Origin of the sequence: Bradyrhizobium sp. AUGA SZCCT0431, from assembly GCF_018131065.1 — a bacterium.
Lineage (GTDB): Bacteria > Pseudomonadota > Alphaproteobacteria > Rhizobiales > Xanthobacteraceae > Bradyrhizobium.
This window is the reverse complement of record NZ_JAFCLR010000036.1, coordinates 59,126-84,280: the sequence shown is the minus strand read 5'-3', so window position 1 is coordinate 84,280 and position 25,155 is coordinate 59,126. Positions and strand designations below refer to the sequence as shown.

At 59.0% G+C, this 25,155-nt stretch carries 25 protein-coding genes and 1 tRNA gene; 13 read left to right on the top strand and 13 right to left on the bottom strand.

Annotation, left to right across the window (positions count from 1 at the left end; genetic code table 11):
• Window positions 1-254 precede the first annotated feature (254 nt).
• The gene (locus JQ567_RS28700) at window positions 255-1,862 is read right to left on the bottom strand and encodes a GMC family oxidoreductase N-terminal domain-containing protein (RefSeq protein WP_212441933.1); all 1,608 of its coding nucleotides are present in this window, start codon (window positions 1,860-1,862) and stop codon (window positions 255-257) included.
• 302 nt (window positions 1,863-2,164) lie between these two features.
• Between JQ567_RS28700 and JQ567_RS28695 the strand changes: the two genes are divergently transcribed.
• Together JQ567_RS28695 and JQ567_RS28690 are read left to right on the top strand one after the other, a co-directional pair.
• Window positions 2,165-2,241, top strand: a tRNA-Met gene (locus JQ567_RS28695).
• Between the two features lie 380 nt (window positions 2,242-2,621).
• Entirely contained in the window at window positions 2,622-2,897 is a 276-nt protein-coding gene (locus JQ567_RS28690) for a hypothetical protein (RefSeq protein ID WP_212441932.1), read from the top strand.
• Between the two features lie 150 nt (window positions 2,898-3,047).
• Here the strand turns inward: JQ567_RS28690 and JQ567_RS28685 are convergent, their stop codons facing one another.
• Window positions 3,048-3,215, bottom strand: coding sequence for a hypothetical protein (locus tag JQ567_RS28685; RefSeq protein ID WP_212441931.1), 168 nt, complete (start codon window positions 3,213-3,215; stop codon window positions 3,048-3,050).
• Between the two features lie 492 nt (window positions 3,216-3,707).
• Between JQ567_RS28685 and JQ567_RS28680 the strand changes: the two genes are divergently transcribed.
• Entirely contained in the window at window positions 3,708-4,079 is a 372-nt protein-coding gene (locus JQ567_RS28680) for an H-NS family nucleoid-associated regulatory protein (RefSeq protein ID WP_192738242.1), read from the top strand.
• 183 nt (window positions 4,080-4,262) lie between these two features.
• Here JQ567_RS28680 and JQ567_RS28675 read toward each other — a convergent pair whose 3' ends face one another.
• Window positions 4,263-4,415, bottom strand: a complete 153-nt coding sequence (locus tag JQ567_RS28675; RefSeq protein WP_212267189.1) for a hypothetical protein — start codon at window positions 4,413-4,415, stop codon at window positions 4,263-4,265.
• 213 nt (window positions 4,416-4,628) lie between these two features.
• Window positions 4,629-4,913 (bottom strand): hypothetical protein, encoded by a 285-nt coding sequence (locus JQ567_RS28670; RefSeq protein ID WP_212441930.1) that lies wholly within the window; start codon window positions 4,911-4,913, stop codon window positions 4,629-4,631.
• Between the two features lie 93 nt (window positions 4,914-5,006).
• Between JQ567_RS28670 and JQ567_RS28665 the strand changes: the two genes are divergently transcribed.
• Both JQ567_RS28665 and JQ567_RS28660 read left to right on the top strand, forming a co-directional pair.
• On the top strand, window positions 5,007-5,207 hold the full coding sequence (locus tag JQ567_RS28665) for a hypothetical protein (protein WP_212441929.1): 201 nt from the start codon (window positions 5,007-5,009) through the stop codon (window positions 5,205-5,207).
• A 203-nt stretch (window positions 5,208-5,410) separates the two neighbouring features.
• The gene (locus JQ567_RS28660) at window positions 5,411-5,809 is read left to right on the top strand and encodes a hypothetical protein (RefSeq protein WP_212441928.1); all 399 of its coding nucleotides are present in this window, start codon (window positions 5,411-5,413) and stop codon (window positions 5,807-5,809) included.
• A gap of 396 nt (window positions 5,810-6,205) precedes the next feature.
• Here JQ567_RS28660 and JQ567_RS28655 read toward each other — a convergent pair whose 3' ends face one another.
• The 3 genes from JQ567_RS28655 to JQ567_RS28645 form a co-directional block, all read right to left on the bottom strand.
• Window positions 6,206-6,487, bottom strand: coding sequence for a hypothetical protein (locus tag JQ567_RS28655; RefSeq protein ID WP_212441927.1), 282 nt, complete (start codon window positions 6,485-6,487; stop codon window positions 6,206-6,208).
• 90 nt (window positions 6,488-6,577) lie between these two features.
• Window positions 6,578-7,318 (bottom strand): metallophosphoesterase family protein, encoded by a 741-nt coding sequence (locus tag JQ567_RS28650; RefSeq protein WP_212441926.1) that lies wholly within the window; start codon window positions 7,316-7,318, stop codon window positions 6,578-6,580.
• A 244-nt stretch (window positions 7,319-7,562) separates the two neighbouring features.
• Window positions 7,563-7,853, bottom strand: coding sequence for a hypothetical protein (locus tag JQ567_RS28645; RefSeq protein WP_212441925.1), 291 nt, complete (start codon window positions 7,851-7,853; stop codon window positions 7,563-7,565).
• A 381-nt stretch (window positions 7,854-8,234) separates the two neighbouring features.
• On the opposite strand from JQ567_RS28645, the gene JQ567_RS28640 reads away from it, so the two are divergent.
• The 4 genes from JQ567_RS28640 (at window position 8,235) to JQ567_RS28625 (ending at window position 12,932) form a co-directional block, all read left to right on the top strand.
• Window positions 8,235-9,554 (top strand): UDP-glucose/GDP-mannose dehydrogenase family protein, encoded by a 1,320-nt coding sequence (locus JQ567_RS28640; protein WP_212441924.1) that lies wholly within the window; start codon window positions 8,235-8,237, stop codon window positions 9,552-9,554.
• Between the two features lie 80 nt (window positions 9,555-9,634).
• A complete protein-coding gene (galE, locus tag JQ567_RS28635; protein WP_212441923.1) occupies window positions 9,635-10,648 on the top strand; it encodes a UDP-glucose 4-epimerase GalE in 1,014 nt (337 codons plus the stop codon).
• Between the two features lie 391 nt (window positions 10,649-11,039).
• Window positions 11,040-12,473 carry an undecaprenyl-phosphate glucose phosphotransferase gene (locus JQ567_RS28630; RefSeq protein WP_212441922.1) on the top strand — a complete coding sequence of 478 codons (1,434 nt, stop codon included), beginning with the start codon at window positions 11,040-11,042 and terminating at the stop codon, window positions 12,471-12,473.
• 75 nt (window positions 12,474-12,548) lie between these two features.
• A complete protein-coding gene (locus JQ567_RS28625; RefSeq protein WP_212441921.1) occupies window positions 12,549-12,932 on the top strand; it encodes a hypothetical protein in 384 nt (127 codons plus the stop codon).
• Between the two features lie 14 nt (window positions 12,933-12,946).
• Here JQ567_RS28625 and JQ567_RS28620 read toward each other — a convergent pair whose 3' ends face one another.
• The 6 genes from JQ567_RS28620 to JQ567_RS28595 all read right to left on the bottom strand — a co-directional run bounded on the left by JQ567_RS28620 (window position 12,947) and on the right by JQ567_RS28595 (window position 19,705).
• The gene (locus JQ567_RS28620; protein ID WP_212441920.1) at window positions 12,947-13,750 is read right to left on the bottom strand and encodes a hypothetical protein; all 804 of its coding nucleotides are present in this window, start codon (window positions 13,748-13,750) and stop codon (window positions 12,947-12,949) included.
• A complete protein-coding gene (locus JQ567_RS28615; protein WP_212441919.1) occupies window positions 13,734-15,986 on the bottom strand; it encodes a polysaccharide biosynthesis tyrosine autokinase in 2,253 nt (750 codons plus the stop codon). Before JQ567_RS28615 ends, JQ567_RS28620 begins: the two co-directional genes overlap by 17 nt.
• A gap of 8 nt (window positions 15,987-15,994) precedes the next feature.
• On the bottom strand, window positions 15,995-16,570 hold the full coding sequence (locus JQ567_RS28610) for a hypothetical protein (RefSeq protein ID WP_212441918.1): 576 nt from the start codon (window positions 16,568-16,570) through the stop codon (window positions 15,995-15,997).
• A 429-nt stretch (window positions 16,571-16,999) separates the two neighbouring features.
• Complete coding sequence (locus JQ567_RS28605) at window positions 17,000-17,647, bottom strand: transglutaminase-like cysteine peptidase (protein ID WP_212441917.1); 648 nt, start codon at window positions 17,645-17,647, stop codon at window positions 17,000-17,002.
• 160 nt (window positions 17,648-17,807) lie between these two features.
• A complete protein-coding gene (locus tag JQ567_RS28600) occupies window positions 17,808-18,446 on the bottom strand; it encodes a hypothetical protein (RefSeq protein ID WP_212441916.1) in 639 nt (212 codons plus the stop codon).
• A gap of 38 nt (window positions 18,447-18,484) precedes the next feature.
• Window positions 18,485-19,705 (bottom strand): O-antigen ligase, encoded by a 1,221-nt coding sequence (locus JQ567_RS28595; RefSeq protein WP_249165789.1) that lies wholly within the window; start codon window positions 19,703-19,705, stop codon window positions 18,485-18,487.
• Window positions 19,706-20,322: 617 nt separating this feature from the next.
• Here JQ567_RS28595 and JQ567_RS28590 point away from each other — a divergent pair.
• The 4 genes from JQ567_RS28590 to JQ567_RS28575 all read left to right on the top strand — a co-directional run bounded on the left by JQ567_RS28590 (window position 20,323) and on the right by JQ567_RS28575 (window position 25,052).
• Complete coding sequence (locus JQ567_RS28590; protein ID WP_212441915.1) at window positions 20,323-21,513, top strand: acyltransferase; 1,191 nt, start codon at window positions 20,323-20,325, stop codon at window positions 21,511-21,513.
• Window positions 21,514-21,695: 182 nt separating this feature from the next.
• A complete protein-coding gene (locus tag JQ567_RS28585) occupies window positions 21,696-22,862 on the top strand; it encodes a hypothetical protein (protein WP_312017480.1) in 1,167 nt (388 codons plus the stop codon).
• Between the two features lie 100 nt (window positions 22,863-22,962).
• Window positions 22,963-24,015: an acyltransferase gene (locus tag JQ567_RS28580; RefSeq protein ID WP_312017479.1), complete on the top strand. Its 1,053-nt coding sequence runs from the start codon at window positions 22,963-22,965 to the stop codon at window positions 24,013-24,015.
• The gene (locus JQ567_RS28575) at window positions 24,012-25,052 is read left to right on the top strand and encodes an acyltransferase (protein ID WP_212441912.1); all 1,041 of its coding nucleotides are present in this window, start codon (window positions 24,012-24,014) and stop codon (window positions 25,050-25,052) included. Before JQ567_RS28580 ends, JQ567_RS28575 begins: the two co-directional genes overlap by 4 nt.
• The last annotated feature ends 103 nt before the right edge of the window (window positions 25,053-25,155 follow it).

Here is a 25,155-nt window from a genome sequence, read left to right as displayed (position 1 = left end):
TCGTGTGCATTTTGTTTTGTGCAAACCGCACGCGAGACCGCGGGTGCAGCGCGCACCCGGTCTTCCCTGCGCCCTCTTATTTTGGGGGCGAAAGTTACCGGCAAACCTCGGGCACGTCGTGCCGCGAGAATGCAGCCACATATTCAGTTGTCGTCACCCGCGAAAGCGGGTGATCCAGTATCCCAGAGACGCCAATGATAGAACCGATAAGCCGCGGCGTACTGGGTCCCCGCATGCGCGGGGACGACAGCCAATCACCCCGCCCGCATCTCGGCCTTGATCATGTCAGCCGCCTTCTCGCCGATCATGATCGTGGGCGCGTTGGTGTTGCCGCCGATCAGGGTCGGCATCACGGAGGCGTCGACGATGCGCAGGCCTTCCATGCCGTACACTTTCAGCCTGGGATCGACCACCGCCATCGGATCGTTGACGCCCATCTTGGCTGTGCCGACCGGGTGATAGACGGTGTCGACACGGGCGCGCAGCAGCTTGCGGATGTCGTCGTCGGTGCGCACGCCCTCGGTGAACATGTCCTGTTTCCGCAGCGCGCGCAGCGCCGGCGTGTCCAGCAACCGTTTTGTGATTTTGTAACCGCCGACCATGGTTTCGAGATCGTCGGGGTGGGCCAGGAAATTCGGATCGATCAACGGCGGCGCAAAAGGATCGGCGCTGCCGAGCGCGACATGGCCGCGGCTCTTCGGCCGCAGCTGGCAGACATGCAGCGAGAAGCCCGTGCCCTTGTGGCGTTTGCGGCCGTGATCGTCGGTCAGTGCCATGCCGAAATGCAATTGCACGTCGGGCACGTCGAGGTCGGGTCGGGTTTTCAGGAAGCCGCCGCATTCGGCGAAATTCGACGTCATCGGCCCGCGGCGCTCGCGCCGGTACCGGCGAATCCCCCGCAACAGTCGCGGCAGGGCCTTGAGCGAAAGGCCGTTAAAATTCGGATTGTCGGACAGGTAGCCGAACACGAAGTCGGGATGGTCCTGCAGATTCTGGCCCATACCGGGCAAATGATGCACGCTTGCGATGCCGTGCTTGCCAAGCGCCGCGCTGTCGCCGACGCCGGACAGCATCAGCAGCTGCGGGGTCTGGAACGCGCCGGAGGCGACGATCACCTCGCGCCGGGCGCGGAGCTGCTTCAACTCCTTGCCTTGGCGGTATTCGACGCCGACCGCGCGCTTGCCCTCGAACAGGATGCGCGTGGCTTGCGCGCCGGTCTCGACGCGCAGATTGGCGCGGCTGCCCATATAGGGGTGGATATAGGCCCGCGCCGCGCTCCAGCGTTCGCCGTTCTTCTGCGTCACCTGGTAGATGCCGAGGCCTTCATGGTCCTCGGCGTTGAAATCCTCGCGGATCCGGAATTGGCCTTCCTGCGCCGCCTGCATGAAGATCTGTTGCACCGGATTTTCGGTGCGCAGTTTGTTGACGGCAAGCGGCCCGTCCTTGCCGTGATATTCGCCGTCGAAATCGGCGTTGTTTTCCGAGCGCTTGAAATAGGGCAGCACATCGGAGAACGACCAGCCGGCGTTGCCGAGCGAGGCCCATTGGTCGTAGTCGCTGCGGTGGCCGCGGATATAGACCATGGCGTTGATCGCGGACGAGCCGCCGAGCCCCTTGCCGCGCGGCTGATAGCCGATGCGGCCGTTGAGGCCGGCCTGCGGCACGGTGTTGAAGGCCCAATTGTTGATATTGCCGGTCACCATCAGCGCCAGCGCGAACGGCGTGGTGACCACCCAATTGTCGTTCTTGCCGCCGGCATCCAGCAGCGTCACCGACGTCTTGGGGTCCTCCGAAAGCCGTCCCGCCACTGCGCAGCCGCCGGAGCCGCCGCCCACCACCACGAAGTCGAAGGTATCAGTCACGCGCCGCCCCCAATATTGAAGTTTTTGTGGACTTTTGTTGCGCCAAAGTTCCGCTTTTGCGCCTTTGATGGCAAGGGCGGCTTCCCGAGGCCGTTTCGTGCCGTTTTTGGCGTCACAAAAACCTCAAAAACCGCACCATGGGCCTTTCCAAAGCAGGCTTGCGTTGATACATACCCCTCGCACCCAGGGGCATTGCCCGGGTTGCCTTCTCAGGAAGCCTCTGGACGGGATCGATCGACGCCCAAAAGCGTTGGCCGCTTTCGCTTCGGGTTCGGTTTTTGGGAAGGCGCGCAACGGTTTAACGCGGGGTGGAGCAGCCCGGTAGCTCGTCAGGCTCATAACCTGAAGGTCATAGGTTCAAATCCTATCCCCGCAACCAAGTTAGCCCTTCCAGGTCATCGACCTGGAAGGGTTTTTCTTTGGGGTGGCCGATCCCGGCCATCGGGCCAATCGAGTGTGGGCCAATCCCGCGGCGACAAACCGGTGGCTGCCATACGCAGGCGATTCGCGGAATCGTCTCAAGGCGTTGCCTGCTGCGCCACCGCAGCGTGCAAACTCTCAACCAGCCAATGACTTGCGCAGGCCAATCTCCGATGCACGCGCGGCACGCTGCATGCTGGACAGTCCGTCCAAACTCGATCGCCCATGAGTGAAGCATTGCGCTGCCTAAATCTTCCGACGACAGACGACTCTTTCACCACGAAACCTGTGCACGAACAGGTTAGCATCGCGCGGGGCCGCTTGGTGGGAGTGGTGCGCATGAGTAATGAACGAATCTTTCCAAGACGATATCAAGCCAGTGCCTCTCAACCCTGTACCCTCATCGGACTGACGGTAGAGGAGACGAGTGAGTTCGAAAGACTGGATCAACTTTCGCTCGATACCCACTCAGGCAATGGCGCCTGGAGCTTTGATGACGAACCAACAACGCCCGAAGAGAAGCGCTGGCTGGAGCTTTATCGCAAGCACGAAACCGGCTGGAGTGCGTGGCTCGCAGCGGAAGGTGAGTCGAAAGCCACAGTTCCTCTTCGCTGATTGCATGGGTCAAATGCGCTGTCGTCAGATCCGTCCCAGCACATCACATGCTTTTTATTTTCTGTGAGACGGAACCGCATGCCTGTCTCTTTCTTGTCGTAACAATGCGCCAATACAGCGCCGCCAACCAAAGTGGAATAAAAGATGAGTTCACCAATGCGATGTGATGACGAACAGGATTTTTCCGCCGGTGAACACCTTGGACGTGAAATTCAGCTGCAGGATTCCTCCCTCCGCAATATCTACGAGACGCGTCTGCAACTCGCTCAGCAGCTTGAGGAAAATCTGGCTTTGCGTCGGGCGATATCGCTTCGACAACGGCAGTCACTGGCGCCCCTGGAGCCCGGCAGGCTTCGCGTAAACGGGCGAATGCGTTAGGGCATCGTTCGATCGTCGCTGTCGTTTGAAAACTCGGGAATGCGCGTTTCTGCACCCGGTGCATGCCGACAGGTCCGGTCACATGGACGCCAAACCCTGCAGCGCTTCTTTTCGGGGGGCGCACATTGGTCGCGCACGCGAAATGCCGGTGCCGGGCTCACTGGTACTCAAAGGCCTCATCGGGAAGATGCCGAGCCCGATTCCGATTTGCAGCGGTCTCAGCTCACTCCATACGGTTGCATCATCTACAATAAATCAACCAATGGATGTTGTGGCGGGCAAATTTGTCCTCCAAATTGCCTCCTGCGCGAAACTTATTTGGTGCGAACCCGTATTTCCCATAATCAAATGTGGTAATTTTGCGAAGTATTGAATGGGAATACACCTGAGCGAACAAATAAGTCGCCAGAAAAAATATTGCAGGGAGAAGAAATGAAGCTTCGCAAATTCAATCTCTCGTCATTTTCCATGGATGAGTTGTGGGCCCTCCATGAGCAGGTCGGCAATATCCTGGCCGAAAAAATAACGAGTGAAAAACGTGAGCTGGAGCAACGCCTTGCGAAGCTGAACAGCGGCATGATGGCGAAAATCAAACGGCCGGATCGGCAAGTTGCGGAACGGCGAGCCGCTCGCCGAAAATATCCTCCGGTGCTTCCCAAATTCCAGAATCCATCAGACCCGTCCGAAACGTGGGCCGGTCGAGGCAAGCAGCCGCGCTGGATGGTATTGCAGCTCAAGGCCGGCAAGAAGATGAATGATTTTCTGATTGATCGCGTCAAGCGCAAGCGCGCGAGCACCCGGTAGACCGCAGAAGTTCGGCCCCAACGCACGTTCGCTGCCGCGGACGGCATTGAGCGCGCCGCAAATCCACCGGCCCATTCGCTGCGCCTGCCGCGCAGGGGTGACTGCGCCGAGCGCGCGGCGGGTGGGCGCGAAACGAGCCGGCCGAACGCTGGAAGTCATCTTCCCGCCTCGCCGGTCGACGGCCTAGCCGGCCAGCGCCACCTCGGCCAGTTCGAGCCATTTGGTTGCCATCTCGCGCAGCATCCGGCGCGATTGTTCATCGGTCGTCGTGGCGGCCAGCTGCAGGCAGTGATTGGCAAAATCCACATATCTGTCGCTCAGAGAAGCCTGCTGCATGATCGATCCGCGAATATCAGGAAGTTCTGTCCGTCGAGGAGAAGGCTGAACGGACTGAGATGCCATCTCGCGAGAGCTATCTTGCTCCCGGCATTTAAATAGATATTACTCCGATCAAATTTTAAAATTCAACTGCCCAAGCCACATTTGGATTAAGAATCAGATTTTATTTGATCACCGAGCTGATCGACATTTACTGAACACAGTGCGCCACTAGAGGGTGTGCCACGAGCTGATCAAGTTCAGCACCTCGTTCTCTATTTCTCCAAACAAGCAGAGCGCGCCAAAATGCTGCAGCGGCCGGAAAGAATCCCGTTTGTTGTCAGGGCCAAAGAGAAGTTTTTCACGGGAGGATTCCTTGGGCTGATACTGCTGGTAATGGCGGTGTGGATGTACTTTCTGGGCTCCATCTTTTTGAACCTGGTGACCTGGTTTCTTTCCTGACCGACGGGCAGGATGCAGGGCCCGGTGAATTCGGATTCGATCGAATCGCTCCATGGGCGTCACGCGCGCGGGCGGCAGGCAATCAACTATCAAAGTGTCGGTGCCGCAAGACTGGCTGCGTGGGCGATCGGAGTTATGGGAGCGTGAATGGCGGACATTTTCCTGGCTAAGCTGTGGGACGGTGCGGTCGCGTCCTTTGTTCGCTCAGACGGTGAGCACTTGATCGTCCGCGTCGAAGGCCATGAACGAAAAATTTCGCGGGACCTATGGCGACAGCTCCCCGAGCAGCAGGATCGCGTCCATCATCGCGAGCATGGGCATGGACCGGCGGATCCCGGCTTGCGCTGATCTGAGCAATGAATCGACGGGTGCTTTGAGTGGCATGGATGCTTGCCGCGACCGTGCGAGCCGGACCTCAGATCAACGACATTTGAAGGGAAGACGTTCGATGCCCACAGAGCTGTCCCCGGAATTAAACAATTATTAACCAGGTTCGAGTGACCTAGGGCATTATGCTGCCGTGGCGGCGCCAACGGGACGGGCATTATAGGATGTTTCAGCTGCTCTCACGGACTCGCGCGCAAAAGTCCGAACGGGATTTCAGGGTTCGGTCGGCCGGACGTGATCTCGACACCGACCGGTTGCGGGTGAGCTCCATTCTGGGCGCGTTGGATACTTCGATTCGCGAAGCGGAGCAGGAGCAATCGGGCCTCAGCCGGCGCGTCGAAGACGTCCTGGCCCGTGCTGCGGTGACATTCGGAAATGGCACCGACGAGTACCTTGAGCGCGACGCACTCGACAGCCACCACCAGACCTTGTTCGGCAACGAGATCTCCAACGGACAGCGCCGGCTTCAGGAGCTTGCGACAACGATAGCCCACTTCAAGTTTTTGAAGGCTGCTTTGCTTAGCCGCTTTCCGGACTTCAAGCCTCCTGCACCCGCCGCGTAATTCTTGCGGGGCCGCAGCGCCGTTTTCCAGGGATCAGATTCTGCCCGGTCAGTACCGGCCCCTCAGGACAACAGGCTTTGGATCGCGCTGTACGCCTTTCCGAACGCCGTTGATCATCGACGCAGGCAGCAGTGCGTCGCCCCACGTGCGCCGGCCTCTCGACGTCAGCTCAAACGGTCCTCGCCGAGCCCGGCGGATGGTTGGAATGTCTCCGCGCATCCAGGTGCTGCGATCGGCGCTCGCCATCGGCATGGTAAGCGTGGGAAAGCTCACCGTCTAACCGGTCGTCGTCAGCCCATAGTCCGCCGGCAGCACTGAAAAGCTGGCTGCGAACAACTTCGCGCCGGGCTCATTCCGGAACGGGTCTTCAGGCAAGGCGCCGCAACGCCAAGGCGTTCACAAGAACGCGAAGGTTTGAAGCGCCTCGATCACCACGCAGATAATCATTCCCCACAAGGCGAAGTTGATCTCGATCCCAACTCGCATAGGACATCCTCCCGTTTTTTGCCGCCCGATAGCCGTTGCTTCGCGCGTGATTATTTTAATCGTAATTGAAGAACGGTCAGCTTCCCAGCCTGACTTCTGAGCAATCCGCAGTTCCCTAACGGGGATGCCGTCTCCGTCGGCATGAATCCGGCGCCAATCGCTACCCATTGCCTGGATCAGCCATCGCCGCATCCAGCGAGCCCAAAGGCTGACGATCCCGGACCGCGCGACAGCCGGCCATCCGCAATTGCCCTGGACGCCAGCGCCCCAGGGAAGCAATGCTCAGATTGCCAGCAGGCTGGAACCCTGAATTGAGAGCAGCGTCAAATTCCCGGTGGCGTAGGCGCCCGTATCTATGTTGGCGCGGTTTGCCAAAATCTCTGCACTGCGAACCGGTGTATGACCATGAACAATATATTTGCTGAACCGCTTCGTATGCTGAAGAAAATCCTCTCGGATCCAAAGCAGGTCTTCCTCCCGCTGCTCAGCCAGCCGGATGCCCGGTCGAACACCTGCATGAACAAAAAAGAAATCGCCGCAAGAGAAGTTGAGACGCAAGCGCCCCAGAAAGTTGCGATGGCGCGCCGGCATTACCTCGGATAGCTCTCTCATTAGTGCATGCTGCTCGTCGCCGTCCGGATTGACCGACGGGGAAAGTCCGTAGGACATCAATGTTTCCAGTCCGCCGACCTGAAACCAATTCCCCATGCGGCCGGGATCGCGAAAGACGTCGTCAAGAAAGGCTTCGTGATTGCCCTTCAAGAAGACCGCGTTTCCGCGTTGCGAACGTTCAATCAGAAGGTCGAGCGTTGAGCGCGAATCCGGCCCGCGGTCGATGTAATCGCCCATGAAGACTTCTATCGCGTGACGTGGCCTGCTGTGTGCAACGTCGGCGTCGATGACCCGGAGCATTTGATCAAGTAGATGCGCGCAGCCGTGAATATCGCTGATGGCGTAGATGCGAACCCCGTCCGGCAACCTTGGCTTCGCCATCGGCTTCGCATGGCGTAGTGCTGACAACATCGGGATAATATACTCTCAAAGGCGTCCCGGGCTCGAGGCCGCGCGAATCCTCACCTTGGCATTAATCGCCTGGGATGAATATATATCATCCTGGCACAGGTTTGGCAGGACGCCGAGCGAGTCCCGGGTGTTCGACGCAAGCCGCGCAACGCGTTGCCTCACGGACGCGCGCCGGATCAGGCCGCAGGGACAGGCTGGCTGACGTGCGTCCTGTGGTGGACGTGCAATCGCCCCTTATCGAGGATCAGGACTTCCGGACAACGACGACCCCGGCGGCGGCATGGGGCACCGTCCTGTTGGCACGGGGAGCCCTTGCGAAGGACTTCAACAGCGCTGTGCATGCGTATCCAACCTGCAGAAGCGCTGCGAAAACCACTATCGCTGAAATTGCCTGGAGCAGGGTCTGGCCCTGTGTCATCGAAATCGCCGCCAGCGAAACCGATCCAACGAAAAGAATGGGCACCAGAACCAGAAACCGGAAGCGAATTCCAAGAACCAATCCAATCAAGGTACTGCAAATGGCCAGTGTGGTCACACCACCTACTCCATACAAACTACTGTGTTTCCTAACGCTGGCGCCCCTAAAATTGGCTTAATTTAGCCATTGAAATTGCTTGAAATTCTGATGCCAAGCCCGTTGCCGGGTGATGCTCGCCGACGGGCACTCAGCGTAGTAAATTTTCTGGATCGAATTGAACCGATCAACGTTGCGCATTTAATTTCCAGCGTCCCTTCCTTCCAGACCTTTTGTTTCGTCTGAGTGCTGCGTTTGCAGGACAATTCCGGATTTTGCGCCGAGCGCCGGGAAATCGGGCTGCCTCTTCAAATCGAAGGGGTAGGTTTGACCCGCTTCCATGGTTAATTTAAAGCCTTAGCTGTCGGGAATTAAATACCGGAAAAAGAAAGTGCTCAGCTCATGCGCGTTGTTGTTGTGGGAACGGGATACGTTGGATTGGTTTCGGGTGCCTGTTTCGCCGACTTTGGACACCACGTCACCTGCGTGGACAAGGACGAGGCCAAGATCGCATCGCTACAGCGCGGCGAAATTCCGATATTCGAGCCCGATCTTGACCGCGTTGTCCAAACCAACGCGCGCGAAGGCCGACTCGTCTTCACGACCGACCTTTCGGGACCGGTAGGCGAAGCCGACGTTGTCTTTATCGCGGTCGGCACGCCGTCGCGGCGCGGCGATGGTCACGCGGATCTCAGTTATGTTTATGCGGCGTCGCGAGAGATTGCGAAATCCGTCCAGGGCTTTACCGTCATCGTCACGAAATCGACCGTCCCGGTGGGCACAGGCGATGAGGTCGAGCGAATCATCGAGCAGGTGAATCCTTCGGCCGATGTCGCCGTCGCATCGAACCCGGAGTTTCTGCGCGAAGGCGCGGCCGTGCGCGACTTCAAGCATCCGGACCGCATCGTCGTGGGCACCGAAAATCCGCGCGCGCGCAAGGTGATCGGCGAGATATACCGGCCGCTTTATTTGAATCAGGCGCCGATCATGTATACCGGGCGCCGTACCGCCGAACTCATCAAGTATGCGGCCAATGCATTTCTGGCTACCAAGATCACGTTCATCAACGAAATCGCTGATCTGGCGGAAAAGGTCGGCGCGGACGTTCAGGAGATTGCCCGCGGCATAGGCTTGGACAATCGCATCGGATCGAAATTCCTTCATGCCGGTCCCGGTTACGGTGGCTCGTGTTTTCCCAAGGACACCCGTGCGCTGATCAAGACTGCGCAGGATTACGACGTCCCGCTAAGGATTCTGGAAGCGGTGAATTCGGTCAACGACACCCGCAAACGCGCCATGGCGCGCAAAGTGGCCGCGCCATTCGGCGGCAACCTTCGTGGAAAAACGGTTGCTGTTCTCGGCTTGACCTTCAAGCCCAATACCGACGACATGAGAGAGGCCCCCTCGATCCCGCTGATTACGGCGCTCCGCGACTTGGGCGCGACGGTTCGGGCGTTTGATCCGGTGGGCATGGAACAGGCCCGATTGGAGATGCCTGACATCGAGTATCACGAAAATGCCTACAGCTGCGCCGAGGGCGCCGACGCATTGGTCATCGTGACCGAGTGGGAGCAATTTCGAGCCCTCGATCTCGATCGGCTAAAGCAGGAGATGGCGGCTCCGGTCGTGATCGATCTGCGAAACGTATACAATCCGGACGATCTGACCGGCAGGGGATTCCTGTACCAGAGCATCGGGCGCCAAACGAAAGCAGCGGGCTAGCGTGAACGCGATGCCAACGTCAGCCTGAAGCCCCAGGTACCGCTTCTCTGAATCCAAGTACTGCTCTCGTGGAGAAACCAGTGTCCCAAGGCCCTGCCATTCTCGTGACCGGAGGAGCCGGTTATATCGGCGCGCACTGCTGCAAGGCGTTGTCGGAGGCCGGCTACGTCCCGGTGTGCTTCGATAATCTGTCGACCGGTCACCGCAGCTTCGTGAAGTGGGGTCCTTTTGTCGAGGGCGACGTTAGTGACACGCCGCGAGTGGCCGAAGCGATCGCGTCCCACGACGTCGTCGCCGTGATGCATTTTGCTGCATTCAGCCAGGTGGGTGAATCCGTCACCGCGCCCCAGAAATACTATCTGAACAATGTTTGCGGAACATTGTCGCTATTGAAAGCGATGCTCGATCAGAAATGCCACCGCCTGGTCTTTTCGAGTACCGGAGCGGTCTACGGCAATGCGGGTCGCGATCCGATCAGTGAGGGCGCCGCCGGCGTTGCCGTGAATCCTTACGGCGTCTCGAAATGGATGATCGAGCAAATCCTGGCGGATTATCGCGCCGCCTACGGCATGCATTCGTTCTGTCTGCGCTATTTCAACGCCTGTGGTGCGGAATTGTCGGGATCAATCGGCGAACTTCGTGATCCGGAAACCCATCTCATTCCCCGCGCGATGATGACCCTGCAAGGTCATGTCAGCGACTTCGCGATTTTCGGGGATGATTATGAGACACCGGATGGTACGGCGATTCGCGACTACATTCACGTGGTGGATCTGGCTGCAGCGCATGTTCGTGCCCTCGATGCCTTGCTGAACGGCTCTCCGGGCGGTCGCTACAATCTCGGTACGGGTTCTGGATTCTCGGTGCGTCAGGTGCTGGCGGCCATCGAGCGCGAAACAGGCCTTAACCTTCCGCTCGTGACAAAGCCGCGTCGGCCCGGTGATCCGCCGATTCTGGTGGCCGATCCGTCGGCAGCTCGCGCTGATCTCGATTTTCGTCCCGCTTGCTCGGATCTGGCAACGGTTGTGAGGTCGTCGTGGGCCTGGCATCAATTGGCCCACCCCCGGATTGATGCCGGAACACAATCTCGATAAGCGCACGCACCTGCCAGCGCCGAGGTGCGCGCTGCACCGGCGCCACATAATTATCAGGATTGTGACGCGACATCGCAATTATGACGCAGTAGGAAAAAATTGCCCTGTTTTTGATGGTCCATTGCGCATGCGGCGCGCATATTGAATATTTAAATAGCACAGGCTGATCATTTAATTGCCGCATTGACGCAATGCAAAAATACATTTGATTTTTTTGGTGCGGTGCCACACTCTCGCTTCGATTGGTTAGCACTCTCTCAAAGCGTTGTCGGAAATCCCTCTACGAGATTTATTCGGCATCGCTCGTTGCCCTCCGGTTTATTTAAATCAGAACGTTCGGTGGTTGCAGCGATTTCGGCGGTTGCAGTGATGGAAGTGACGAGGGCCTGAGATGTCTGCAACAACATATGGTTCCGAAGACGTCTCTGCGACAATCGCGAGCCGTGGCGCATCTCTGCAGCGCCCCTTCCAGGTTTTTCTCATCAGTGGCGATTTTCTGCTGATCCTGGTGAGTTATCTGGTGGCGGGCGTCGTTTATCGCCAGTTCATGGGAACGCCGGCCGATCAGGAAGTTCCGATTGGTGCGGGCCTGATCGTCGGTGTTGCGTTCGTCGCAATCGCTTTTTTCCAGCGCGTCTACGACAGCCATCGTCTGTTCAACGGAATGTGGCAGGCGCGGAAGGTTGTATTCGTCTGGATGATGTCGCTGGCGATTCTGGCTCTCATCGCCTTTCTTCTGAAATCGACGACGAGCCTTTCGCGCGGTACGACCATCGTGTTCGCGATTACCGGGCTTGTCAGCCTGGGCGCGCACCGGGCGGCCTGGCGCATTGGCCTGGCGTCTTCGCTGGCAAAAGGTCACTTGATTGACCGCAGGGTCGTCCTGCTCAGCCTGAAATCGCTCGATTTTACTTCGAACCGCTTCAAGGACTTGCGCAAGAACGGCTTCGACGTCGTGCGCCATTTCGTGTTGAACGCGACGCAGGATGACGCGGCCCTCGACGCCGAGATTTTGAACATCATTCGGCAGTCGCGCACGACGAATGCCGAGGAGTTTCTTCTGGCAATCGACTGGAACGAACTGCCGATGCTTCAGAAGCTGAGTCAGCGACTGCGCCAGGTTCCGCAGCCGATTCGGCTGTTGCCTGATTTCCCGATCGCAGATCTGGTTTCGCGGCCGTTCATGCCCGTCAGCGGAACGATGGCGATCGAAATTCAGCGACCGCCGCTTTCGATATTCGAACGCGCGCAGAAGCGGTGTCTGGATATCGGCCTCGCCTCGATTGCCCTGCTGATGTTGGCACCTCTGTTGATCATCTCAGCGGTTTTGATCAAGCTCGATTCAGAGGGCAGCATCATCTTCCGGCAGTCCCGTCGCGGCTTCAACGGAAAGCCTTTCGAGATCTGGAAATTTCGCAGCATGAGCGTTGCGGAGAACGGCCACACCGTTACCCAAGCGACCAAGCAGGACAGGCGGGTGACCCGGGTTGGCCGCTTCCTCCGGAAAACCAGCATCGATGAGTTGCCGCAGCTCTGGAACGTGCTGCGCGGGGAAATGTCGCTGGTCGGTCCGCGACCGCATGCGCTGGCCCATGACAATTATTACGACCAGGTGATCAGCAACTATGTGTATCGCCATCATATGAAGCCAGGCTTGACGGGCTGGGCGCAGGTCAACGGCTTCCGCGGCGAAACGCCGACCATCGACCTGATGGAAAAGCGCGTCGAGTATGACGTCTGGTACGTCAGCAATTGGAGCATATGGCTGGATATGCGGATCATCATCCGGACCGCGATGGTCATGATGTATCAGGACGCGTATTGAGCGGGACGGAGGGCGTCCCGCCCTCGGCCGATCCCGGGACTTTGCCTTTCGGGGCTCCTGGTCTAAGATTTTCCGATGCTGTTGGCATCATTCAGGGTCCTGATTGCGGCACTGGTCATTGGCGGCGTTTTTCCGCCCGATGTCATGGCGCAGGTCGAGCCGGAGTCGGAACAGCCCAGCGAGCCCAGAATGTCTCGCGAGCAGTGGCTTGCCGATATTGAGGCCGCTCGCCGGCGCATCGAAGAAAGAAGGCGTGAAGGGCGGAGTTTTGCCCAGCCCACGCCATCCGATGCGGACGTCGCCCGCGAAGCATTCCAAAGAATTCTGGAGGATGACAGTTTACGCGCTGGCGACATCGTCGCCACAAGCCGCGGCCTGCTGATGTTCAAGGGCCAGTCGTCCAATGAGCGAAGCCTGAACGATTTCGCGCCCGTCGCATGGGGTGCCGCAAAGCCGTAGCCCGCAACGTCGTTTCACGGTCGCCGTACATCGACGGCTGGCGCGGGACCTGCTGGATAGCAACGGTGGCGGATCTGCAACCCGCTCTCGGACACGAAATGAAGAAATACCAGCCGCTCGGTTTCCGCAGCGGCACAGGTTCGGTCGAGCAGTTTCGTTTGGGCACTGGCGGTTGCCCCTTGATAGAGTATGGCTGCGCTTGGATATAGCCGGGCTTGAAAAATGTCTTCGAAATCCTGTGCGACCGCGTCCTGCAGGGCGGGTGGCAGGGCGTTGAAGCTCCGCAGCGCCAATGGCGCTCGAATGAGCTGGAGCCAGGCCTCGTGGGGCGCCTGGCGATAGGACTGGTCAAGAAGCGCCACCGCGCGCGGTCCGAAACCCTCCTGGCGGATACTGGACCAGTACATCCCGAGCCAGCCAAGTGATTCGGTGGGTGCGCACGCAATCAGCGCCTTGCTCTGGGAGTTGACGCCGGCGGTGTCGGTGTCGGCCTGCTGCAGATTGGCGCTACGCACCGTTTCATCGGCTAGTCCGATCTGCAGGAGCAGCAACTCGCGCAGCGTCTTCGAATTGCATTGCCGCTCGGCGGCCGGGAGGTTCGCGGCAATCATTCCCCGCAGGAGGGCCGGGTCGTACTTCTCGCCGCGCGCGAGGCGGCTGGCAACGAGCGGAACCGCGGGATCGCCAATGTCGGAAAATACCCGCGCCGCCCAAACCAGTGCGCCGGCGGCGAGAATGATATTGGCGCCCAGCATGAGCCGGCGATGGAGGCGGCGGGATGGCCGATACGGCAGCGCCGCCTCAGGCGCCTTCGACATAGTAGCTATTGTAGTGTGAGCCTTTATAGGCCTCGATACGCTTGAGCATCTTGGGGTTTGCCCGGTTTAGAACCGCCCCGAGAAGTTTCTTTTGGATGGCCTCCGAGCTGGCCAGCGATTCCTGCAATGCGCTGCGCGTCGTCCGGCCCCACTCGATGACATAGACCATCGCATCAAGGAGGTGGCTGATCGCCTTTGCGTCGGTCACAGGCATCACCGGCGCGAGATCGATGATGATGTAGTCGTAATTGTCGCGCACCGTCGTCAGCATATCCGTCATCGCCTTGGAGGCCATCACGTCAGCCGAATTGACCATGCGCGCGACGACGAAGGACGGAAGGAAATCCAACCCGGTTTCCTTGCTGCGCTTGATGTGCTGACCCAGCGACTGGGGATCCCTGAGCGCTTCAAGCAAGCCGGTCTTGGCGTTCGGTGCCAGTTCGCGCGTCAGCGAGCGGGTGTGCAGGTCGCCATCGATCAGCAGGGTACGGTGACCGGTCAAGGCGATCAGGTGGCCAAAATTGGCGGCAACCGTGGTCTTTCCCTCCTTCGGCAACGAGGAGACGATGCCGATCACGCGGACGTCGCGGGTCAGCCGGGCGACGTCGATGGAAACCTTGATGTTCCGCAGGGTCTCGGCGTAGCGCGAAAACGGGTGGTCAACGACATAATGGGTGAGGGAATCGTCCTTGCCCTTCGCTGCCGAACTATCGATCGGCAACAGCAGGCGGGCCTTTTTCCCGACCGGCTTCTGCGGACGTAAATCGGGCAGCACGCCGAGGCATTTCACGCCGAGCTCGTCCTCGACCTCGCCGGGAGACCGCAGAACGTCACTCATCAGCTCTTTCGAGAAGGCCGCGCCGAATCCGAAGCAGAGCCCGCCGACCAGGCCGCCGACCAGCGCCAGCAGGGTTTTGGGCGAGCTCTTCTTGTCGGGCTTGACCGCCGTGCCGATGATGCGCGCTTCGCTGATCGGGAAGCTCTGGTTTTGCGTCGCGTGTTGAAGCTTCTCGAGGAAGTTGTTGTACAGGTTGCGATAGGTATCGGCGGCACTTTCGAGATCACGCAGCCTTACCTGTGCCTGACCGGTGTTGCCGGCCTGGGCGACCAGTCCTTTCATGTTTTCCTCAAGTGAGGCTTCGCGGCTCTTGGCGATGGCGTAATCGCTTCGGTAGGCGTCGGCGATACGGCGGACCTCGTCAGCGATGGCCTTGCGCAGCTCTTCCATGCGGTTGTTGAGATTGATCGAAGCCTGATGGGTCTTGCCGTAGCGTGCCGACCAATCGGCATACTGGCCCGCCAGATCGAGATATTGGGCGCGAAGTCTGGTGATGACCGAATTGTTGAGGGCGTCGGTGACGGTCGGCTGAGCCAGATCCTTGTCCGAAATCGCCTCGATCCTGTCGAGACGAGCCTTGGCTTCGGCAGTGGCGGCGCGGGCCTGAATGAGCTGGGTATTGACGTCCGATAGCTGCTGCTCGGTCATCAAGCCGCGGCTGGTGCCGACGATGTTGTTCTCTGTCTTGAAGGTCTGGACGGCGCGGTCGCTCGCGGTCGCCTGTTCGCGCAGTTCGGCGCTGCGCTGTTGCAGCCACTCGCCGGCGCGCTTGGTTGACTGGTATTTCGCCTCGAGCGCGCCAACGATGTAGGCGTCGGCGATCGCATTCGCGATTCGCGCGGCCTTGTCCGCATCCTTGGAACGGTAGTTGAGGGACAGAACATAGGTCGTGAGCACGCGTTCGACCTTGAGATTCTTTTGCACCGCCTCGACGGCCGCGCGTTCGATCCGTTCCTTCGAGGGCGGCCCAGCGGACCCGAACAGGGAAAGCGTCTTGCCGATAATGATCGCCACGATCCCGGGATCGGACCCGTTGAATTCAGGGTCCTCCGTCAATCGCATCCGTCGTACAATCGACTGGATCAGGTCCTCCGAGCCGATGATCTCGACCTGGCTGTCTACAAACCCTGTGTCGATAAGGTTGCTGTTGATAGCGGTTTCCTTGTCGAGGACCTGGGTCTGGCGCGTATCCATCAGAATACGGGCATTCGCCGTATACATCGGCGTCGACACCAACAGATAGATGACGACAAGCGCCAACGTACCGGCGACGACCGAGGCGATGAGTGGCCACTGCCGGCGCACGATATCGACGGCACGCTCGACGCTCAGCGTCGTGGTGCCAATCTCGATGCCGTACTTCTTGAGCGCCTGGAACTGGTCTCTAGGTTGATACATCTGCAAGCTCAATTGTAGCGGGATTGGCTGAGCGGGACCGGTATCTTGGCAAACGGATCTGATATCTCGGTGTTCCATTCACCCGTCAGCAGACCGGAACCGGTATTGGCTGGCTTCGCAACCGGAGTCGGTGCCGCTGCGTCCGACTGTTCGGACTCGGCCGTGTAGCCGATCAAGACCGCGCGGTCTCCCAGTTTGCGCACGAAATCATTTATCTTCCGAGACGCTTCAGGCTTGGTCGTGAGACAGCGTGACTCCGCTCTGTAAAGACCTGAGCCGATTGCCACGCGATCCTTGTCCGATGATTGGTTCACCAGCTTTTCCACGGCAGGCAGCAGTGACGGATCGGTGATCAGGTATCCGCTGAGCCGTCCCGCCAGTTTTTCCTTGTCGTTACGCAGCTGTTGCAACAGAGATCCGGGTGAGGTGCTAAAGGCCTGCAGGGCCAGCGGGGGGACGCGCTCAGCCAGCGCGACGCATTGCGCATGGCATGGTGCCGCCATCACCAGCAGCAGCGCTATGCCTGCCAGCTGCCTAAACCAAGCCACAGGAGTCTGTCGTCGAATCAAGGACATACCGTTCATTCGTGTACCGCTGGCTGGTGGGGAAATACGGTTTAATCGCCGGTTCAGTGTTTAATCGCCGGTTCAGGCGTTTAATCACATCTGCAGGCATTTAATCACCTGTTCAAGGCAATGATGGCAAAGAACTGTGTCATCTTTTTGTGCAGTGCAAAAGAGTATCCCCATGACTTTGAGGAACTAGCAAATTCCGGACCAGTGAAATGCGCCGTCGGTTCGGCGGCCCACGACGGCCTTCATCCAGAAGCGAGCCTGGGCGGCCGCCGATGCCTAAGGGTGGCAAGATTTTTGAGGTATTAATAAGAATATAATCAATAAAGCGCGGTCTCACCCGACGGTGAGACGAACTGCAACCCGCCCGTGGCTTGGAGCCATCGATGGCGGGTGCAGGCTCACGGGAGGGCAACCATGCCGTGAGTTATCAATAAATATTCACTGAAGCTGCGGCCTAACGGATGCAAGCCGGTTCGCCTGGAGGCGCTGGCCGTGGCTGCCGACCGCAACCCAAAACCGCGGATTGGCGCTCGACTGCATCGAAATCCACGTATAGCCCATGGCATTCCAGGGACGGACGTCGCGCGACAGGTTGTCGAGAACAACGTCGCCGTCGGAAAGCCGGGCGACCAGTACAAGATGCCCCTGACCGCCACTGGTCATGACGACCGCAAGGCGCAGGGCGCTCTGCGGCCAACCCATCGCAATCAATTGATGCCGCTTGGTGACTGCGTAATCATTGCAGTCGCCGGCGGCCGGCGAGACCGTCCAGCGCGCGGCTATCGGATCGGTGGACTTGCGCAGCGGCGAGATCGCTTCGTTAACCGAGGCGTTGACGTCGCGCAGCATTTCCATCGCTCGGTCGGCGGCCGGCAACGCCTGCACGCCGGCTTCCGCATCGCATTCAGCGCGGTAGTTCAGGCAGAACTTCACGAACTGGAGCGGCGCGAGCGTGTTGTCGAATTCCTCGATGAAGGCCGTCCGGTTGGTCCGCGACACGTCGGTCGAGGCGTCGGTTTCGGCCCTGGCGGCGCCACCGGCAAATGCGATTGCGGTCGCCAGCATCGGTGCAAATAGCAGTTTCATGTCGTCCCCCGTCATTCTTTTTCTTGACGCAGGTACGGTGTCTCACGGAGTTGTTGGGTTTAGGTTCCGCCGATAGCTAAAATTGAATCTAACCGCAGATGACGTTATCTGCCTGATGGATATTGGTTAATTCGCGATCAATCGAGGCGTTCCACGGGGTTCAATTGGTCGGACTGACCGGCGTCAGAACGGATGGCGTTCCGGCCGCTGCCGTCGTGAAAAGCGTCGTTGTACTGGTACTGGCGCCAGCGCCGCCGCCGAACGTTGTGCTGCTATTGCTCGAAACCGCGCCTGGCGACGGCGTTGATGTGGTGCCCTGTCCACCGCCGGCGGTGGTGTCGCCGTTCGGATCTGCTCCGCTGATCGCCTCGGTCGGAATATCCCCCGTGATGCTCACGAAGGCTTGAATCAGCGGCGGATTCTCAGCCTTCAGGACCACTTCCTGGATTTGCTGGGCAAAGGCCGGCTGCGTCAGCACGCACACGGCGGCGGCGGTGCCGAGACCGGCGCCGATCGCACGGCTTTGATCGGCGGAACTTGCCTTGGAAAGCGATGCGATGCCTTCAAGCGTCTCGGGCCGGGTCATCAGCATGTCGCGGATTTGCGACGCGAGGCCGCCCTGACCGTCCTTGAACTGGCTCAGGAGCGCTTCAGGGTTCTCCAGAAAGGATGTCGCGCGCTCTGCAGATACCAGCGAGGAGTTCGGGACGCATCCGCCGCTGGCGGGTGCCGCGGCAACCGGGACCGTTCCGCCAGCCACGAGCATCACGAGACAAAAACCCACCAAACGCATTGTCATTGCCCAATCGCATTTAAAAACAGCCGATTTAAATTAAATCATAATTCACTCGCCACAGCTCCGCCACCGTTTTTTCGCAATGATGACGGAAGGCACTGCGCCAGCCCGGCCCCGCTGATCGCGGCGAAAAAAACCCCGTAACCGGCTATCTGCAGCGAAAAATCGATGCTGCTGTGAAGCAACCCCAGCACGGCGACGCTGGCTCCGGTGACGGGGATGTAGCGATCGCGCCGCCGCAGCAAGCTGCCACGGAACAATTGGTAAACATACCAAAGCACGGTCGCAATGATCGGGATGGTCGCCGGCAGGCCAATTTCGACCGCGAGTTGCAGCGGGGTGCTGTGGGCGCGGTCCCAGATCCCGAGGCTGCCTAATTCGGCGGGCCGGTAGGCGGCAAAAGCCGCCTCGAAATTGCCCAATCCGATGCCGAACAGCGGATGGTCGCTGACGATTGCGATCGCGGCGCGGTAGGCGGCCAGGCGCTGATCGTCGATCAGGCCATAGGTGAGAATCCGCCCTGCCACCGCGCCGCCGATCAGCTGAAGAACCAGGACGGAAACGACCGCGGCTCCCGCCAGCAGCGCCCATCTTCGAAAAGTACCGAGCTCAAGCGGCCACAGATAAAGCGTGCCGGCCAGCAGAAACGCGCAGATCGACAGCAGCAGCCCTGCGCGTGATCCCGTCATCGCCGTCGCCAGCGTGCAGACGGTAAATCCGACAGCGAGAGCCGCTGGTGTGGCGAGATAGTGCCCTAGCAACGCGAGTGGCCGATCGGACGGCGCGGCAACGCGCCGGTCTCCGCGATGTAGCGAGCGCAACAGGGGCACCAGGAAGAGCAAGGCGCCACTGCCCCAGAATGTCGCGGCGGTGTTGCGATTGACGAATGTGCCGGTGGCGAAGCCGAGATAGGCCTCCTTTTGCCTGAATAACAACGTATTCGGGTCGGCAAGCTGCGCCAGGATTCCGTAACACGCGTAAAGAAAACCCGCCCACGCCAATATCCGGAGAAGCCGTTGAGCCGCTGGCGCATCGGCTGCAAGAAGAAAGGCGCGCACGAACGCAAGCGACATCAGCAGCGGGGAGCCAAAAGCGAGCCAAGGGCCGGCCGCGGTCATCGAAATGCGAGCAGGGACATCGGCGCCGAGAAGATCGCTGGGAAGCTTCCAGACGGGATTCGTCCGTCCCACCAGCGGACCGGACCATGTTTGCAGCATGACGATGGTGCTGATCAGCGCCATCGTCATGAACAGCGGCAGCAACAGGCGAAAATCCTCGCGGCCGATGGCTTCCAGATCCGCCGTCAATAGACTGAGCGCGAGCAAGACGATCCAGATCCAGATCCAGACGAAATCCGCCGATCCAAGCGGAAATGGCGCCAGGACGAAAACAGCTATCGCGACAAGATTGGACGCTCCGCCCAGAATTTTCCTGATTGATCCCTTATGCGACGGCAGGTGCCAAACCCCATTCCTGAACTGACTGGAACTTGGGCGCGGTAAACGCCGGCGGCCCACCGGACTGGTCCCAGGTTCCCGAATTTATCGATCTGCCTTCCAAAGAGCCAGCGATGCGAAGGGATTGTTTCACGCCCGCTTTAAAATGCGTCGTCTTCGTGGCCGCATCCATTTGCGGATATGCCCGCGCCGACGACTGCAAATACGTTGCTTTCGTCGGTGTATTTATTCTCGAGCCTGCCACACGGGACGATTAAATGTGCAGGGCGATTAAAAATGCGGCCGCGTTTCTGCGAGGGCATTTATTTGCGGAGCTGCCATGCGCGGTCGGTTTTTCTCGGGGGGATTTTAAGGTTCGGGTTGAACGGAAAACGGAAGAGAGGCACTATGTTGCATCGCAACAATTCGGACATAATTCGATCGTGACGGGCCATCGCTCAAAAGAACACTATGTCCCGCTCGACAGCGTTCGCGGCATAGCCGCGCTTTGCGTCGTGGTCCATCATTTTGTCATTTCTCAACCGCTTGCAGCGGTGCTGCCGAACAAGGCCTGGATCGACTTTGCGTTTTTCCATAACGCCTGGCTGTTCGTTGATCTGTTCTTCGTTCTGAGCGGCATCGTGATTTCGATGAGCTACGTGCAAGGCGGCTTCGGTACTTTCGAGTTTCGGGAGTACATCGTGCGCCGGCTCGCTCGCATCTATCCGCTCCACATCGTCACGTTGCTCGCGTTCCTCTCGTTTCGAATGATGAAGCTCGGCCTTGTGGGCACCGGTCTGATTCATTTCGCGCCGCCCGAGATAGCGGTCAACAACGGCTATTCGTTTTTCTTGAATGTGTTCCTGCTGCACGCGGTCGGATTCGTTGATTATTTGAGCTGGAATGGGCCAAGCTGGAGCATCAGTGCCGAATTTTATACCTATCTCGTGTTCGGCGGCGTCGTGGTCCTGGCGCAAAAATTCCGGGACGTTCGCATTATCTATGTGTTGTCGCTGTTTCTGTCGGTGGCCAGCTGGGCCTTTATCCTGCTGGTTCTTCGACAGTATGCGCTGGACTTTCACACCTACGGCATCGCGCGTTGCATACTGAGTTTCTTCCTCGGCGTGCTGACGCTCAGAGCGGTGGCGTCGGTGCCTTCTGCCGTGCGCCCGGCCATGCAGTCGGTGTGGCAGATCGGGGCCGCGATCGCGGCCATCGCCATTGTCTGCGTGGTCGGAATGCAGCCGATGCTGAGCTTTCTCGCCCCGGTCGTATTCGCCGTCCTGCTCGGGTCGCTGATGGCGTTCCCCGGACGCAGGCTGCCCAACCTGCTGTCGGTCAAGCCGCTGGTGTGGCTCGGCAAGCGATCCTATTCGATCTACATGGTGCACGCGCTCGTGCTCGTATTGATCGAGTATTTTTCGCGCGGCGTTGGCATGCGAACCTTCCAGATGTTTGATCAGTTCGGTTCGGGACTAGCTGCAACGTTACTGTTGTCGGGTTACGTCGTGGCCGTTCTTGCGCTGTCGAACCTGACCTACGCCAATATCGAGATCCCCGGTTCGAAGGCCATCGTCGGGCTCCTGGCCCGCAGGCCTCGCGTCGTCGCGACGGCCGAAGGAGGGGGGCAATGACGAACCGGTCGTCGTCGTCATCTCTCGCAGCATCGGATTTCAAAGCTCCGGAGCCATTGCCTCTGAACCAGTTGCCGGAGATCGGCATCTGGAACGTCGAGGCGATTGCGCTGCTTCTCTATTTCTATCGCGACGCTTTTGCCGGCGCCCTGCGCTACTATCTCAGTCTCACCAAGCTGGACGTGCTGTGGTTTCTGCCGGACATCTTTGCGCTGATGTGCATTCTGGCCTTTATCCAGCGCTACATCATCAAGGGCAAGAGCCTGATCGCTGTCCTCACGCTGCTGTACATCGCGTTCGCGTTGTACGTCGGATTTGTCTTTCTGGGCTACTTCGCCGGCATGGCGTCGTCGTTCAAGATGATCGCGCCCGTTTTCGTGGGGTTCTGTTTTTGCAGGCGTGATTTCAGCCAGTACAAGCAGCTTCTTGCCCTGATCCACCCGATCTTCTTCGTTACCATTGTCGGCATCTTCCTTTCATCGCGCGTGCAGTTTCCGTGGGTTGGTTTTGCTTACGAAACGCTGGGAGCAACGCGCCAGGCGACCAGGCTTTGGTGGGCCGCGTCGGAAGCGCGACTGGCGGGGTTCGCCGCAGACAGCACCATGGCGGCGTTTTTCGTGTTCATTACTTTCGTGTTTACGTCGGCTCGCAAGAGTATGCTGTGGATCTGCATCTGGGCACCGGTGGGCCTCTACGCCATCAAGCTCACGACCAGCAAGACCACGCTGGGCGTGATGGTAATGTACCTGGTCTGCCTGGTTGTCATTCGAATGCTTCCGGAACGCGAGAGATTTCCCATGCTGCGCCGGATGGCGATGCTCTCCTTTGCATCGATCCTGGTTCCCGTCGTGTTGATGGTCTTCTTCGCGGGCGACGGCCTCACCAGCATCTCCCGGGGATTCTTCAGCCTTCAGGATCGCGTCAATAACAGCTGGCAGCTGCCGTTTGTGTACATGCAAGAGCTGATGCCCGTGGGATTCGTGACCGGTTGCGGCCTCGGCTGTTTCAACTATCCGCAGCAGCTGTTTTCGAACAAGCTCAGCTACTATGTGCCGGTCGATAATTTCTATATCGGCACGTATCTGATGTTCGGCCCGATCTTCGTCCTGTTCATGATTTTCGCGATCGCCGCGGTCTCGAAGACCAAGGATATCTACAAACTGTCCGGCACGATCGCAATGAACCTCTTTACCATCACGGTGCTGGCCTATGGACCCGCCAGCGGGTTGATCATGATTGGTGCCGCGTTTAGCCAGATGTTCGCCAAGCGACGCGCGCTCGAACAGGATCTCGTGAGTTCTGCACCGATAGCGCCTGGCATCGATGGTCTGGCATCGCGACCGGCATGATGAAAATCTCGTGGCACTCACCGGCGCTGATAGTGCCTTTTTTGCACGCGCCGGCGCTTGGCTCTGCCCTGCCTCCTTCTCCGTGCGGGAGGAAGCAGAGGTGAACGCTCCAAAGCAGGATTTCCTCCCGGCCGTCCAGGGACTGCGCGGCATTGCTGCGCTGAGTGTCCTGATCGTGCATCTCTACGACATGCCGCTGCTGGCGGGCTTCATGGCGCCGATCTGGCCGTGGCTGGGATCGACCATCAATATGGGCGGACATGGCGTCGAACTGTTTTTCATGATCAGCGGCTTCCTGATTCCGGCCAGCCTGGTGCGCCACCGCAGCGTTGCCAAATTCTTCTATGATCGCTGTCTTCGCATCCTTCCCGTCTTCGTCATCCTGCATCTGACGCTGTTCACCATCGGCCCGATCGTCGGCTACAAGTTCTTCAAGGGAATTGATGTTGGAACCTACATCCAGTTGTTCTTCGTCAACCTTGCGTTCCTGCCCGATGCCCTGGGGCTTCCGATCGGCCAGCAGAACGCCTGGACGCTGAGCTATGAGTGGGCGTTCTACGTTCTGTTCGCCGCGACTTTCGTGGCGGCGGCTCGGTGGAGAAACTGGATGCTGGCGCTGCCGCTGATAGCGCTGGCTCTGGCAGGCATATGGTTTCGGCCGATTGCCGCGTATTTCCTGGTTGGGCTGCTGTTCAGCGCCGTGGATATGCCGATCCGGCTGCGGGGGTGGAGCGGGTTGCTGGCCGGTGCGGTATGCGGCATCGCGATGTATCTATCGATCGAGTATCTGCACCCGTTTGTCGGCCTCGTACCCGGCCTTCTGTTGTTCGGCATGGTGTTGGCGCAAAACTCCGGCATTGCGGCGGCGTTGAGCGCGCCATCGCTGCAATATCTCGGCAAGATCAGCTACAGCCTTTATCTGGTGCATCCCTTCGCCCTTTTTCCATTGCAGATGATCGGAGCGAATCTTGCCGGACGCGGCGTGGATCTTTGGCTTCTCTCTGCTGCGTTTGCGGTTCTGGGCTTCGTCCTGTCACTTATCGCCGGAGGGATAAGTTACGAACTTTTCGAGGTGCGTCTTCGGCGCTTTCTGGACGCGGCGTTTCGACGTCGGCTGTTTCGGACGCCTGATGGAGCGGGGCATCTGGCATGACGGAGCTGGCCTCAAGACGCAGTCTGGACACCTTGCAGCTGGGACGCGCCTTCGCGGCGCTCGCCGTGGTGTGTCATCACACGACCAGGACGCTCGCCCAGCCCAAATATCTTGGCGAGAACGTATTCCCGATCTTCAACGCCGGAGATTCCGGCGTCATGTATTTCTTTGTCTTGAGCGGCTTTGTCATATTCCTGGCGCATGCGAATGACTTTGGCGATCGCGACAACGCCCTCCGTTTCATCTGGCGTCGCGTTCAAAGAATATATCCGGCGCTTTGGGTCGCCCTGATATGTGTCATTCCTCTCGTGCTTCTCATGAAGGCCGATCTGAGCTTTTATGATTTGTTCTCGTCCTTCCTGTTGTTGCCGATAGAGCACGAGCCGATTATCGACGTGGTCTGGACGCTGCGCCACGAGATGATCTTCTACGCCATCTTTGCGGTTGCGATCTGGAACCCCAGGATCGGCTGGATCGCGGGGGCGGTTTGGCTGGCGTTGTCTTTCGTGCAACCCGTATTATTCCCGGCCTATCCGCTCGCATTTGTTTTCCATCCCGCTCATGTGCTCTTTGGCCTGGGAATTCTGGCGTACTGGCTGTTCAATCGCCGGGACATCGTGTCCCCGAAGCTCTGCTTGACGCTTGGGATCGTCCTTTTCGGCGGCACATGGATAGCCGTTGCCTACGGTGCCCTCTTAAAGAACGCGATCTCGACCTGGTGCTACGGCGTCGGCGCGATGCTGATGATTTTGGGCGGGGTCGTACTCGAGACGAAGACGGCGCTGCGATTACCACGTGTTCTCATATTCCTCGGCGAGGCGTCCTATTCGATCTACCTCGTTCATTTTCCGGCGCTTTCGGGTTTCGCCAAAGTCGCGACCAAACTGAAAGCGCTGGGTATTCCTGACGAACTGCTGTTCGTGATGGTTGCAACGGGGGGCGTGGCGGTCGGCGTGGTATTCTACCTGCTGGTCGAGAGGCCATTGCTGACGTTTTTCAGAACGATCGGTCGTGTACCCAAGAGGGTCGAGGCATGATGTGGGCTTCCGGACTTCCATCCCCGACGATCACGGCCTCGTTCGCCAAACGTGGAGCGGGACCTTTGCTTGTGCCGGCGCGTTTCCGTGTCGGCCGCACAAA